The organism is Sphingomonas sp. (assembly GCF_041661885.1).
Classification (GTDB): Bacteria; Pseudomonadota; Alphaproteobacteria; order Sphingomonadales; family Sphingomonadaceae; genus Sphingomonas.
The window spans coordinates 451,114-463,208 of the sequence record NZ_JBAZTL010000003.1 but is presented as its reverse complement, the minus strand read 5'-3'; the positions used below and the strand labels follow the sequence as shown (position 1 = coordinate 463,208).

Genomic DNA, 12,095 nt, shown 5'->3' with positions numbered 1-12,095 from the left:
CGTCGCTTATTTGCCTTTGGGCACCACCTGCATCGTCCAGTCGCGATCTGGGCGCAGATATTTGGTGGCTGTTTCCTGCAACTGCGCTGCGGTTATGCTGGAAATATCCGAATACAGGCGGATCGCCGCAGCGATGCGGGCCGGTTCATAGGTCGCGCCATCCAACTGGTTCATCCAGAACTGGTTGCCCGTCGATTGGCGGATGATCGATTGCTGCATCGGCCCGATCGTGCGCTTCAGTTCATCCTCATCGACAGGCTTGGCGACCAGCTCAGCCGCAATTTCGCGCGAGAGCTTGAAGAAGAGCGGAATGTTTTCCGGCGCAACCTGGCCAATCGCCATGATGCGCCCGCCGCTCGGCATCCCGGTTGGCCAGGAGCTGGAGACGTTCGGGCTATAGCTTGCCCCTGCTTGCGAACGCAGCCGGTCGAACAAGCGGTCGCTGAAGATCGCCGCCAGCACATCCAGCCGCCGTGCCTCGGTCGCCCCGGCGACGCCACCGCCGGTCGGCCAGGCGATGACCGCTGCGGCCTGATTATCGGGCCCGTCATGCGTGCGCACCACTGGCGACAGGTTATGCGCGGGGAAACGTACCGGCGGCACCGCAGAGCCGGCGGATGCGGTGCGCGGCGGCAATGCCCCCAGCGTCTTCTGCACCGCCGCGATTGCGACATCGGCCTTGATGTCGCCGAACACCATCACTTCAATCGGCCCGGTCTTGAGCAAGGGTTCCCACAGCGCGCGGAACGATTCGGGCGTGGTCGCGGTGATCGCCGCCAGGCTGGGGTTGCCCCAGCGCGGATCGCCATCGTGGAGCAAGCGTTCGAGGTCGCGCGACAACACGCCGTCGGGCGACGAACTCGAACTGGGATAACCCGAGATCGCCACCGCGCCCGCGCGCAGCACCGGTGCCGGGTCCCACGCCGGAGCCGACAGCGCCGCCGCCATGATCCGCAACTGGTCGTTGAGATCGCTCGGCGAGGTCATCGCATTGTAGGTAAAGGCATCCTCATCGACCCCGAAATCGAGGCCGATCCGGCGGCCCGACGTCAAGGCGTCGAGATCGCCCTGGTTGAGCTTGCCGATCCCGCCTGCGGTCAACGCCAGGCCCGCCGCCCACGCCGCCGTCTCGCGATCGGTCGGCAGCGCGTTATAACCGCCGCCGAAGCGCACGCGCACATAAACGCGGCTGTCCTCCGATGGCGTCGGATAGATCAGCACGCGCACGCCGTTCGACAGATTATATTCCTGCATGTCGAATTCTTTGATCGTCGTGTGCGACACGATCGTCGCCGGAAGCCCCAGCTTGGGCAATTTGTCGAACGACACCTTGGCCTGCGTGATGCGTTTGCCCGCCAGTCCTTTGACATCGACCTTGAGCGCGGCGGCGAGCTTCGTCTCGATGCCGGGCTCGGCAGCCGGGGTCGAAATCAGCGCGCGTGTCGCGGTGCCCTGGAACACACGCCGGGTCGAGGCGAGGATCTTGTCCGGTGCGAAGAAACCTTTCTTTTCGGCATCCTGGAACACCCGCTGAATCGTCGATGGCGCAGTGGTCGTCTCGCGAATGTCGAGCGCCTGAACCATGTCATCGGCTTCCTTGCTGCCAGCCTCGGCGCGATAGGTATCGACCAGCGTCTTGAAGGCGATGCGCTGTTCGGCAAGCTCGCGCTCGATTTCGGCCCTGGTCGGCGGCGACGCCTGCGCATCGGCGATGACCGCGCGTACATCTTTCAAGGCGGGCTCCCACGCCGATCCGACCGGCAGGATCGTCACGAAGGTGCCATTGGCCGAGCGCGAGGGATCTTCGAGCCGCACCGCCGCCGCGATGAAGCTGCCGCCCGAGCGCGCGCGCGTTTCCAGCCGACGATTGATAACCGCCAGCGCGACGCTGTCGGCAAGCCGCTTCTGGTTGAACACCACCGTATCGTCATTGTAGTGCCACGGGCGCACGATCGCCATTTCGATCCGCGTCGGGATGCCGGGCTCGACCACAGCCTTGGTCGTGATCTGCTTGGGATCGGGCACGCCGAAATCGGGGTCGGGCGGGTTCGGCCCCGCCCCCTTCCAGTCGGCGAAATTCTTGGCGACCATCAGTTCAAGCTTGGCCGGATCGAAATCGCCCGCAATCACCACCAACGCGCGCTCGGGCCGATACCAGCGATCGTGAAACGCTTTCACGGTCTCCGCCGTCGCGGCTTCAAGCTCGGCAACATGGCCAATCGGCGAGCGATCGGCGAGCGGCTGCCCCGCGAAGAAGGTCGCGTTCAGCGCATCGAACACACGCACTTGCGGCCCCGGCGCCTCGCGCTGTTCGGCGAGCACGGCGGGACGTTCGGCATTGAGCGCTTGCGGCGTGATATTGGGCTTTGACACCATGCCCGCCAGAATGTGCAGGCTTTCATCGATCCCGGCATCGGTCGCGCTGGGCAAATCGAGCTTGTAAACCGTTTGCGTCGGCGTCGTTTGCGCGTTGGTGTCGGAACCGAAGGTCGTTCCCATCCGCTGCCAGATCCGCTTGGCCTCGCCATCCGGCACATATTCCGAGCCACGGAAGGAGAGATGCTCGATCATATGGGCAAAGCCGCGCTCGCCATCCATTTCGTACAGCGAGCCCGCATCGATCCGCACGCGCACCGAAATCTGGCCGGGCGGGACGCCGTTCTTGCGCACCGCGTAGCGCAGACCATTCTTCAAGGTTCCGAAATGCCACGCCGGATCGGGCGTGATGTCACTGCCCTTGTAAAGCCACGCCGCGCGGCTGGCGATGGCATTGCCGGGTCGGCCATCGCCAGCATCGGTTGCGGACGGGCTCGCCGCCTGTTGTGCCTCCGCGTGGCTTTCGGCGCTGCGCACCGTGTGCTGGGGAGCGGCACCGATGGTGAGAAAGGCGAGAAGGGCGAGGCGCGTCGCACGCGAATAGACGATCATGGCAGGCACGATAGCGCGCAGGCCCCGGCTCCGCCAGCGGCGCTTGGTCCGGCTTGCGGTCGGTTCTCGCGCCGGATAATCGCCGAATTTGCGACAGTGGATTTCCAAATAGGCACCATATCCACCCTTGCGCCGGTGCGAGCAGCGCGCCACATGCCCATCATGCTGATCGAAACCGAAACAACGCCCAACCCGGCGACGCTCAAATTCCTGCCCAACCGCGTGGTGATGGAGGCGGGTACGCGCGACTTCGTCACGCCCGAAGAAGCTGAAGCCTCTCCCCTGGCCGAAGCATTATTTGGTCTTGGCGATGTGACCGGCGTGTTCTTCGGGCGCGATTTCATCTCGATCACTGCGGCCCCCGGTAGTGACTGGAGCAACCTCAAGCCCGACGTGCTTGGCCTGCTGCTCGACCATTTCAGCGCGGACATGCCGCTGTTCCGCCCCGGCACCGCTGGCGGGATCAGCGTCCCGGCTGACAACGCGTTCGCCGATGCGCCCGAGGATGCCGACATCGTCGCGCAAATCAAGGATCTGATCGAAACCCGCATTCGGCCGGCCGTTGCCAATGATGGCGGCGACATCGTTTATCGCGGTTTCGACAAGGGCAAGGTCTATCTGGCGATGCAGGGCGCGTGCGCCGGTTGCCCTTCATCGAGCGCGACCCTGAAGAACGGCATCGAGCAATTGCTGCGCTATTACGTTCCCGAAGTCACCGAAGTGCGAGCCGTATGATGACCGTTTTGAACGATGCCACGCTGGACCAGATCTTCCGCACCGCGCGGTCTTATAACGGTTATACCGATGCGCCGGTCACCGAAGACGATCTGCATAAAATCTGGGAATTGATGAAGTGGGGCCCGACATCGGCCAATCAGCTTCCAGCGCGCTTCGTGTGGTGTACCAGCGATGCGGCCAAGGCCAAGCTCGCGGAATGTTGCTCGGCCCAAAATGCCCCCAAGGTACTGAAGGCCCCGGTCACGGTTATCATCGGCATGGACCGTGATTTCCACACCCATCTGCCCGAACTGTTCCCGCACGTCGACGCCAAGGCGTGGTTTGATGGCGATCCCGAATTGCGCGCCGCTTCGGCCTTCCGCAACTCGAGTTTACAAGGCGCCTATTTCATCATCGCGGCGCGTGCGCTCGGTTTCGATACCGGGCCGATGTCAGGCTTTGATGCGGGCAAGGTCGATGCCGCGTTCTTCGCGGACACGCCCTCTGTCTCCACCAACTTCATTTCAACGCTGGGACATGGCGACGCTGCGACGATCTTCGATCGCCTTCCCCGCCCGGCGTTCGAAAAGTTCAACAGCATCGCCTGATATCGGTTTGCGTACCCTGGTCATCGAAACCGCGACTGCGGCTTGCTCGGTCGCGCTGATGGAGGGCGGAACCGTCATCGCCCAAGCCCATGAAATCGTCGGGCGCGGCCATGCTGAACGGCTGATCCCAATGATCGCGGCGCTCCCGGAGGGAGGCCGCGCGTCGCACATCCTGGTCGATTGCGGTCCCGGCAGCTTTACCGGCATCCGCGTCGGCGTCGCGGCGGCGCGCGGGCTGGCGCTCGGCTGGGGCGCCACACTGAGCGGCTATTCCTCGTTACCCCTGCTCGCCACCGCCGCCTTTGCATCGGGGGTAACCGACGATCTTGCGGTCGTAATGGAAGGCGGGCATGGCGAGGTCTTCATGCAAGGCTTTACCGCCCCATCCGCCGGGACCGGCCCGTTTGCCTCGCTACGGCCCGAGGCGGCATTGGCGGCATTGGGCGGGCGTGTCGCGGTCGGGAACGGCGTGCGCTTCCTGCTTGCGCTGGAGCCGACGCTCGATGTGCAGGAGCGCTTGCCCAACGCCGCCGACGCCATTCTCCTCCCGCCGCACCTTGCCGCGTTGGAACCCAAGCCCATTTATGGGCGGCCACCGGATGCAAAACCGCAAATGATTGCGACCATGTCGGCATGAGTACGATGCTGGGCATCGATTTGCGCAGCGGCGCGGTTGCCGATCTCGCGGTTGTCGACCGCATCATGCAATCCGCTTTCGATGCGCGCTTCGGCGAGGCGTGGACGCACAATCAAGTTCTCGGGCTGCTGGCAATGCCTGGTGTGTGGTTGACGATCGCCGAACTTGGCAGGGAGCCGGCTGGCTTTGCGCTATCTCGCCGTGTGCTCGACGAAGCGGAACTACTTCTGTTGGCAACAACCCCGCATTTACGTCGGCGCGGTGTTGCTGCGGCGTTGCTGCGCTCGGTCGCTACAGACGCTTTGTCGCAAGGTGCGCGCTCGCTGCATCTGGAAGTCCGAGACGGCAATGAGGCCGTAAAGCTTTATAGTAGCGAAGGTTTTTTAAAAGTCGGAGAGCGCCGACATTACTATCGCGGACCTGGCGGGCAAGCCTTTGATGCTCTGACCTATCGTAGGACTCTTCCCTAACAATACTGTCATGCGGCGTAATACCTACTTGCGCACAGGCGAATGACGCGCAATAGGCATCAACCTGACGATGCGTAACAATCGTCCAGTTCGGTTGAAAGGATTATTATGGACATCATGAACGAGCTTCAGGAGACTTTGATCACGCTAACAGCGGATATTGTTGCGGCCCATGTCAGCAATAACAGCGTCGCCGTCTCCGATCTGCCGGTATTGATCGCTAACGTTCATGGTGCGTTAAGCAACCTTGGCGGTCCGATCCCGGTCGAAACCGTGAAGCAGGAGCCTGCCGTTTCGGTCCGCTCCTCGATCAAGCCAGACTTCATCGTTTGTCTGGAAGACGGCAAGAAGTTGAAAATGCTCAAGCGCCACTTGATGACGCATTACCAAATGAGCCCCGAGCAATATCGCGCGAAGTGGAATCTTCCTGCCGATTATCCGATGGTTGCACCAAATTATGCGGAGCAGCGCCGGACCCTGGCGAAGAAAATCGGCCTCGGCACCAAGCGCCGCAAGGTCGTTCGCTAAGCCTGTTCAGCCCCTCCCTTCACGGGGAGGGGCTGGTCAAGCGGTTGTTGCGAATCACTATCCCCTTTCGCAACAAGTACGGAACGCCTAAACGCGTCGTATGGCGCGTCATATCGATCTCGAAGCTCTCTGCGCGGAAAAGGGTCTGCGCATCACCGATCAGCGCCGCGTGATTGCGCGCGTATTGTCCGATGCCGACGACCACCCCGATGTCGAAAAGGTGTATGAACGCGCCTCCGCCATCGATCCTGGCATTTCCATCGCGACGGTGTACCGCACCGTTCGCCTGTTCGAGGAAGCCGGCATTCTCGACCGGCACGACTTTGGCGACGGTCGCTCGCGCTACGAGCCGGCGCCCGAGGCGCACCACGATCACCTGATCGACGTCGAAACCGGCAAGGTCATCGAATTCGTCGATCCCGAACTCGAACAGCTACAAAAGGCCATTGCGGAACGATTAGGCTTCCGCCTGGTCGATCATCGCATGGAACTCTACGGCGTAGCGCTCGACCGCAAGGCCTGAGGCGATGCCGATTCGCCCCGAGGCTCGCGCTGCTGCGGCGGCGGGCAACCCGCCCCCGCTTGGCTGGCTCGGCTGGTGGCGGCTATGCACTCGCTCCGCGCTGTTGGCGTTTGTCCTGCTTGTCTCGATTCCGCCGCATTATTTGTGGCGCATTCTGCACATTTCCTCGCCCTGGCCGCGTTTCTTTCTGGCCACTGCCGCGCGAATTTGCGGCGCGCGCGTCAAAGTAAAAGGAGCCGCGCTGAAACGCGACGTCTTCTACATCTCCAACCATGTCAGTTGGATCGACATCCTCGCCATTGCCGGAGCGAGCGGCACTGCCTTCGTCGCCAAGGCCGAGATTCGCGATGCCCCGGTGGTCGGTTGGCTCGCCACGCTCAACCGCACGGTGTTTGTCGAGCGCGAGGACCGGCTGGGCGTCGCCGAACAAATCAACCGCCTGCGCGATGCGCTGGCTGAGACCTGGTCGGTCACCGTTTTCCCGGAGGGCACGACCACCGACGGTCGTTCGCTCTTCCCGTTCAAGACGCCGATGCTGAAGGTGCTGGAGCCGCCGCCGCCCGGCATTCTCGTGCAGCCGGTGCTGCTCGATTATGGCGCGGCGAGCGAGGAAATCTCCTGGATCGGTGTTGAATCGGGCAAGGATAATGCGGTGCGCCTGCTCGCCCGGGCTGGCACCTTTCGGATGACCGTAACGTTCCTGGAGCCGTTCCACCCGCGCGACTTTCCGGGGCGCAAAGCCATTGCCGCCGAAAGCCGCCGCCGCATCGAAGAAGCGCTGGTCCGCACGATCGGCCACCCGCTGCGGCCCTTTACCGGGCACCCGCAACCGTAATTTGTCACGCTCGCGCGGCGCGCCTATAGCCCGCGCATCATGAAACCCGCCCCCAAAACCTATGCCGTAAAGTCCTTCGGCTGCCAGATGAACGTCTATGATGGCGACCGCATGGCCGAATTGATGGCCGCGCAGGGCCTGACCCAAGTCGATCCGATCGAAGCCGATCTGGTCGTGCTCAACACCTGCCACATTCGCGAACGCGCGACCGAGAAGGTCTATTCGGACATCGGGCGGCTGCGCAAGGAGGCGCTGCGCGACATCGGTCGCGCGCCGATGATCGCCGTTGCCGGTTGTGTTGCCCAGGCCGAAGGGGCCGAGATCGTGCGCCGCGCCAAGGTGGATGTGGTAGTGGGGCCGCAAGCCTATCACAATCTGCCCGAGTTGGTGGCGCGGGCGGCGCGCGGCGAATCCGCGCTCGATACCGATATGCCGGTCGACATGAAGTTCGGCCATTTACCCGCGCGCCGCCGCGTGCCGCCGAGCGCCTTCCTGACGGTGCAGGAAGGTTGCGACAAATTCTGCACCTATTGCGTGGTGCCCTATACGCGCGGTGCCGAAGTCTCGCGCGGCTGGGACCAGATTGTCGATGAGGCCAAGGCGCTGGTCGATGCGGGTGCGCGCGAGATCACGCTGCTGGGGCAGAACGTCAATGCGTGGAGCGACGATACACGCGGCCTGCATGACCTGATCGCGGCGCTGGCCGACATCCCGGCGCTGGCGCGAATCCGCTATACCACCAGCCACCCCAATGACATGACGCAGGGGCTGATCGACGCGCACGGTGCCGTCGAGAAGCTGATGCCGTTCCTGCATTTGCCGGTGCAATCGGGCAGCGACCGCGTGCTGCAGGCGATGAACCGCAGCCACAGCCGCGATTCCTATCTGCGCATCCTCGAGCGCGTCCGCGCGCGCCGCCCCGACATCGCGCTGTCGGGCGATTTCATCGTCGGCTTTCCCGGCGAGACCGATGCCGATTTCGAGGATACGCTGAGCCTGGTCAACGCGGTCGGTTACGCCCAGGCATACAGCTTCAAATACAGCCCCCGCCCCGGCACCCCCGCCGCGACGATGGCGGAACAGATCCCCGAAGGGGTAATGGACGAACGCCTGCAACGGCTACAGGCCGCGCTCAACCGCGATCAGGCGGCGTTCAATGCCGCCACCGTTGGCCGCACCTGCCAGGTGCTGCTGGAGCGGCCCGGCAAATTGCCCGGCCAGTTGATTGGCAAGAGTCCGTGGCTGCAATCGGTCCATCTCGTCAGCGATGCCGCGATCGGGGATCTGGTCGAGGTCACGCTGGCCGAAGCGGGCGCAAATTCGATGCTGGGGACGCGCACAGCCTAAATTCTCCCCTCCCTGGAAGGGAGGGGAGCCGCACACGCCCCTCGACACCGCCCAACAAAAAGCCCAAATAGAAGCCATGTCGAAGCCCGCGCCAACCGATCTCGTTCCGCCGCAATGGAAGCGCAATCCGGTGGCCTTATGGGTCTATATCGCGGCGGGCGTCGGCATGATCCTGTTGTCGGGCGCGCGCATCGTGCTCGAACGCCTTGGGCTGCGACGCTGATATCTGGCTGCCCCCGATCGACCGCGCGATCCGCGGCTTCGCACTGTCTTCCTGATGTGTTGCCCATCCAACCGAGCAAAGGAAACGCATGAGCCGCAAGCCTGTACCCGCGCAATCCGGTGATCGTAGTCGCGCTGAACTCGTGTTCGACCGACCGCAATTGATGGCGCAACTGTTCGGGGAGTTCGACCAGAATCTGCTCGCGCTGGAGAACAAACTCGGCGTCTATATCACCGCGCGTGGCAACAAGGTCGGGCTGGAGGGCAGCGCCGAAGCGGTGGCGCAGGCGCGGGATGTGCTGCACGGGCTCTACAACCGGATCGTGCGCGGCGAAGTGGTCGATCCTGGCCTGATCGACGCGGTTATCGCCATGTCGAGCGAACCGACGCTCGCCGGGATCATTCAGGCCGATGCCGGTGGCGGCGCGGTGCCGCAGATCATGATCCGCACGCGCAAGAAGACGATCGTGCCGCGCACCATCGCGCAGGCGCATTACATGCGGCAATTGCTCAACAACGACATCATCTTCGCGCTTGGGCCAGCGGGCACCGGCAAGACCTATATCGCGGTCGCGCAAGCCGTGGCGCAGCTCATCACCGGCAGCGTGCAACGGCTGATCCTGTCGCGTCCGGCAGTGGAGGCGGGCGAAAAACTCGGCTTCCTGCCCGGCGACATGAAGGAGAAGGTCGATCCCTATCTCCGCCCGCTCTACGACGCGCTCAACGACTGCCTGCCCGCCGAGCAAGTCGAACGGCGCATCGCCAGCGGTGAAATCGAAATCGCGCCGATCGCCTTCATGCGCGGGCGCACGCTCGCCGATGCCTTCATCATCCTCGACGAAGCGCAGAACACCACGCCTGCGCAAATGAAGATGTTCCTCACCCGCTTTGGCGAGAACAGCCGCATGGTGATTTGCGGCGACCCCAAGCAGACCGATCTGCCCGGCGGGATGAACGCGTCAGGGCTGAACGACGCGGTCGGTCGGCTGGAGGGCGTGGAAGGCCTGTCGATCTGCCGCTTTGGCAGCGGCGACGTGGTGCGCCACCCGATCGTGGGGCGCATCGTCGAGGCGTATGAGGGCGTCGATAGTTGAGTGTGGGGATATCTTTTGGTAAAAAAGAATATCCCCGGAGGTCTAAATGGCGTCGCTGTTCATCAAAGATCACGAAGCCAATGCCTTGGCCGAGCAACTGGCGCAGCGTCGGGGAATGAGCAAGACCGCCGCAGTCAAGATGGCCTTGACGCATGAGCTGGCGCGCGATGGTCAGGACCGCTCCATCCGGCCACCGGTGCGTGAGGTGTTGGAGCGCTTTTGGCGCGAACACCCCTTGGGTGAACCCACAGGATTGAAAGCCGACAAGGCATTTTATGACAGCCTCAACGACGAAGATGAAGATTGACGATCTTCGTCAATGCCTCCGCATTGGTCGCAATGGCAACGCGTGAAAGCGATGGCGAGGACCTTGAGCAGGCGCTCGATCGCCATTACGATCGGCTATACTGCGCGACGGGTGCATGGGAGGCCACGCGCGCGATTTGCTTGACCTGCTGCTGCACGACCTCGGATTTCAACTGGTGCCGATCGGGGAGATCGAGGCGCGTATCGCCATTGACGCACATCACCTCTACGGCAAAGGAACGGGCCACCCCGCCAACCTCAACATGGGCGACTGTTTTGCTTATGCCTGTGCCAAGGCGAACGATGCCGTCCTTTTGTACAAAGGCAATGACTTTGCGCATACCGATCTCGCCTGATGCTTGAAATCGCCCTTTCGCGCGAAGACGTCTGGCCCGAGCAAGATTGGGAGGCGCTCGCCACCCGTGCCGCCACGGCGGCGATGGAGCGCACGCCGCATGGGCCGTTGCTCACCGTCACCGCCACGGTCGAAATCTCGGTCCGGCTGACCGACGATGCCGAGGTGCAGACGCTCAACGCGCAGTATCGCCAGAAGGACAAGCCGACCAACGTGCTGTCCTTCCCGATGGTGCAGGCCGATCTGCTCGACACGATCGACCAGAATAGCGACGCCAATGACACTTGGGGGGGCGAGATTCTGCTCGGCGACATCGTGCTCGCTTATGAGACGTGCGTGCGCGAGGCGGGTGAGAAAGGCGTGAGCGTCGAAGATCATGCCACGCATTTGATCGTGCATGGCACGCTGCATTTGCTAGGGTACGATCATCTGGACGATCGCGAGGGCGATGCGATGGAGGCGATCGAGGTCGACGCGCTCACCGCCCTTGGGATCGCCAACCCTTATTGTCTCGAAGAGGACTAAACGACCGCCATGCCCGACGGCCAAAGTACGACCGGCACCGCCAGCCATCTCGGCGGTGCCCCGCATAACGAAACCAGCATCTGGCGGAGTTTCCGGAGCTGGATTTCGGGTCATTCGGGCGACGATTCGCTCCGCGCCACGCTCGAGGAAGCGATCGACGCGCATGAGGAGGACCCCGCCCCTGACGCCAAGGGTGACCTCTCCCCGCTCGAACGCACGATGGTGCGCAACCTGCTCCATTTCGGCGAGCGTGATGCGGGCGATGTCGGCGTGCCGCGCGCGGACATCGTCGCGGTCGAGGAGCAGACCAGCTTCGCCGATCTCGTGCGGTTGTTCGCCGAAGCCGGGCATAGCCGCCTGCCGGTCTATCGCGAAAAGCTCGATACGATCATCGGCATGGTCCATATCAAGGACGTGTTCGCGATCCTCGCCACCGGGGCCGAGCATCCGGCGAGCATCGCCGCGCTGATCCGCGAACCGCTCTATGTGCCGATGTCGCGCGGTGCGCTCGATTTGCTGGCGGACATGCGACAGAAGCGCGTGCATCTCGCGATCGTGCTCGATGAGTATTTCGGAACCGAGGGCCTCGTCACGATCGAGGATCTGATCGAGGAGATCGTCGGCGACATCGAGGATGAGCATGACGATGCACCGCATTCGCTGCTCGTTCCGTTGGACGGCGGCGCGTGGGAGGCCGATGCCCGCGCTGAATTGGAGGATGTCGGCGAGACGATCGACCCGCGCCTGGCCGAGGTCGATGGCGATATCGATACGATCGGCGGGCTCGCCGCGGTGCTTGCCGGGCACATGCCGCATGTCGGCGAATGCCTGGTGCATGACAGCGGCTGGACGCTGGAAATCACCGCCGCCGACACCCGCCGCGTGCTGGGCGTGCGGCTGCATCCGCCCAAAGCGGAAGCGGAAAACGCATAGGGGCTGCCCCACCCCGTAATGTCACCCACCCGATCACTCTACGCGGATTAATCCATTTCTCCGATCA

The 12,095-nt window shown here is 63.2% G+C and carries 15 protein-coding genes; 14 read left to right on the top strand and 1 reads right to left on the bottom strand.

What is annotated here, in order from left to right; all coding sequences use genetic code 11:
- Nucleotides 1-6: 6 nt before the first annotated feature.
- A complete protein-coding gene (locus WC704_RS08675) occupies nucleotides 7-2,928 on the bottom strand; it encodes a M16 family metallopeptidase (RefSeq protein WP_372889558.1) in 2,922 nt (973 codons plus the stop codon).
- 162 nt (nucleotides 2,929-3,090) lie between these two features.
- On the opposite strand from WC704_RS08675, the gene WC704_RS08670 reads away from it, so the two are divergent.
- The 14 genes from WC704_RS08670 (at nucleotide 3,091) to WC704_RS08605 (ending at nucleotide 12,028) form a co-directional block, all read left to right on the top strand.
- Complete coding sequence (locus tag WC704_RS08670) at nucleotides 3,091-3,663, top strand: NifU family protein (RefSeq protein WP_372889557.1); 573 nt, start codon at nucleotides 3,091-3,093, stop codon at nucleotides 3,661-3,663.
- Nucleotides 3,660-4,253 (top strand): malonic semialdehyde reductase, encoded by a 594-nt coding sequence (locus tag WC704_RS08665; protein WP_372889507.1) that lies wholly within the window; start codon nucleotides 3,660-3,662, stop codon nucleotides 4,251-4,253. Before WC704_RS08670 ends, WC704_RS08665 begins: the two co-directional genes overlap by 4 nt.
- 7 nt (nucleotides 4,254-4,260) lie before the next feature.
- Nucleotides 4,261-4,890: a tRNA (adenosine(37)-N6)-threonylcarbamoyltransferase complex dimerization subunit type 1 TsaB gene (tsaB, locus tag WC704_RS08660; protein ID WP_372889506.1), complete on the top strand. Its 630-nt coding sequence runs from the start codon at nucleotides 4,261-4,263 to the stop codon at nucleotides 4,888-4,890.
- Nucleotides 4,887-5,360 carry a GNAT family N-acetyltransferase gene (locus WC704_RS08655; RefSeq protein WP_372889505.1) on the top strand — a complete coding sequence of 158 codons (474 nt, stop codon included), beginning with the start codon at nucleotides 4,887-4,889 and terminating at the stop codon, nucleotides 5,358-5,360. The genes tsaB and WC704_RS08655 overlap by 4 nt, the downstream gene beginning before the upstream one ends.
- A gap of 117 nt (nucleotides 5,361-5,477) precedes the next feature.
- Nucleotides 5,478-5,888, top strand: a complete 411-nt coding sequence (locus tag WC704_RS08650) for a MucR family transcriptional regulator (protein WP_372889556.1) — start codon at nucleotides 5,478-5,480, stop codon at nucleotides 5,886-5,888.
- Between the two features lie 100 nt (nucleotides 5,889-5,988).
- Entirely contained in the window at nucleotides 5,989-6,411 is a 423-nt protein-coding gene (locus WC704_RS08645; RefSeq protein WP_010407487.1) for a Fur family transcriptional regulator, read from the top strand.
- Between the two features lie 4 nt (nucleotides 6,412-6,415).
- On the top strand, nucleotides 6,416-7,246 hold the full coding sequence (locus WC704_RS08640) for a lysophospholipid acyltransferase family protein (protein WP_372889504.1): 831 nt from the start codon (nucleotides 6,416-6,418) through the stop codon (nucleotides 7,244-7,246).
- Between the two features lie 39 nt (nucleotides 7,247-7,285).
- The gene (gene miaB / locus WC704_RS08635) at nucleotides 7,286-8,593 is read left to right on the top strand and encodes a tRNA (N6-isopentenyl adenosine(37)-C2)-methylthiotransferase MiaB (protein WP_372889503.1); all 1,308 of its coding nucleotides are present in this window, start codon (nucleotides 7,286-7,288) and stop codon (nucleotides 8,591-8,593) included.
- Between the two features lie 76 nt (nucleotides 8,594-8,669).
- A complete protein-coding gene (locus WC704_RS08630; protein ID WP_372889502.1) occupies nucleotides 8,670-8,816 on the top strand; it encodes a hypothetical protein in 147 nt (48 codons plus the stop codon).
- A gap of 88 nt (nucleotides 8,817-8,904) precedes the next feature.
- Nucleotides 8,905-9,909, top strand: a complete 1,005-nt coding sequence (locus WC704_RS08625; protein ID WP_372889501.1) for a PhoH family protein — start codon at nucleotides 8,905-8,907, stop codon at nucleotides 9,907-9,909.
- Between the two features lie 46 nt (nucleotides 9,910-9,955).
- Complete coding sequence (locus tag WC704_RS08620) at nucleotides 9,956-10,216, top strand: type II toxin-antitoxin system VapB family antitoxin (protein ID WP_372889500.1); 261 nt, start codon at nucleotides 9,956-9,958, stop codon at nucleotides 10,214-10,216.
- Between the two features lie 136 nt (nucleotides 10,217-10,352).
- Nucleotides 10,353-10,571, top strand: a complete 219-nt coding sequence (locus WC704_RS08615) for a PIN domain-containing protein (protein ID WP_372889499.1) — start codon at nucleotides 10,353-10,355, stop codon at nucleotides 10,569-10,571.
- On the top strand, nucleotides 10,571-11,095 hold the full coding sequence (ybeY, locus tag WC704_RS08610; protein WP_372889498.1) for an rRNA maturation RNase YbeY: 525 nt from the start codon (nucleotides 10,571-10,573) through the stop codon (nucleotides 11,093-11,095). Before WC704_RS08615 ends, ybeY begins: the two co-directional genes overlap by 1 nt.
- Nucleotides 11,096-11,104: 9 nt before the next feature.
- A complete protein-coding gene (locus WC704_RS08605; protein WP_372889497.1) occupies nucleotides 11,105-12,028 on the top strand; it encodes a hemolysin family protein in 924 nt (307 codons plus the stop codon).
- Nucleotides 12,029-12,095 lie beyond the last annotated feature (67 nt).

Excerpts from the sequence above, each read along its gene's own strand:
- WC704_RS08605 (WP_372889497.1), top strand. The coding sequence starts at position 11,105 with ATGCCCGACGGCCAAAGTACGACCGGCACCGCCAGCCATCTCGGCGGT.
- WC704_RS08665 (WP_372889507.1), top strand. The coding sequence starts at position 3,660 with ATGATGACCGTTTTGAACGATGCCACGCTGGACCAGATCTTCCGCACC.
- ybeY (WP_372889498.1), top strand. The coding sequence starts at position 10,571 with ATGCTTGAAATCGCCCTTTCGCGCGAAGACGTCTGGCCCGAGCAAGAT.
- WC704_RS08655 (WP_372889505.1), top strand. The coding sequence starts at position 4,887 with ATGAGTACGATGCTGGGCATCGATTTGCGCAGCGGCGCGGTTGCCGAT.
- WC704_RS08625 (WP_372889501.1), top strand. The coding sequence starts at position 8,905 with ATGAGCCGCAAGCCTGTACCCGCGCAATCCGGTGATCGTAGTCGCGCT.
- WC704_RS08630 (WP_372889502.1), top strand. The coding sequence starts at position 8,670 with ATGTCGAAGCCCGCGCCAACCGATCTCGTTCCGCCGCAATGGAAGCGC.
- WC704_RS08670 (WP_372889557.1), top strand. The coding sequence starts at position 3,091 with ATGCTGATCGAAACCGAAACAACGCCCAACCCGGCGACGCTCAAATTC.
- WC704_RS08620 (WP_372889500.1), top strand. The coding sequence starts at position 9,956 with ATGGCGTCGCTGTTCATCAAAGATCACGAAGCCAATGCCTTGGCCGAG.
- miaB (WP_372889503.1), top strand. The coding sequence starts at position 7,286 with ATGAAACCCGCCCCCAAAACCTATGCCGTAAAGTCCTTCGGCTGCCAG.
- WC704_RS08640 (WP_372889504.1), top strand. The coding sequence starts at position 6,416 with ATGCCGATTCGCCCCGAGGCTCGCGCTGCTGCGGCGGCGGGCAACCCG.
- WC704_RS08675 (WP_372889558.1), bottom strand. The coding sequence starts at position 2,928 with ATGATCGTCTATTCGCGTGCGACGCGCCTCGCCCTTCTCGCCTTTCTC.
- WC704_RS08645 (WP_010407487.1), top strand. The coding sequence starts at position 5,989 with ATGGCGCGTCATATCGATCTCGAAGCTCTCTGCGCGGAAAAGGGTCTG.
- WC704_RS08650 (WP_372889556.1), top strand. The coding sequence starts at position 5,478 with ATGAACGAGCTTCAGGAGACTTTGATCACGCTAACAGCGGATATTGTT.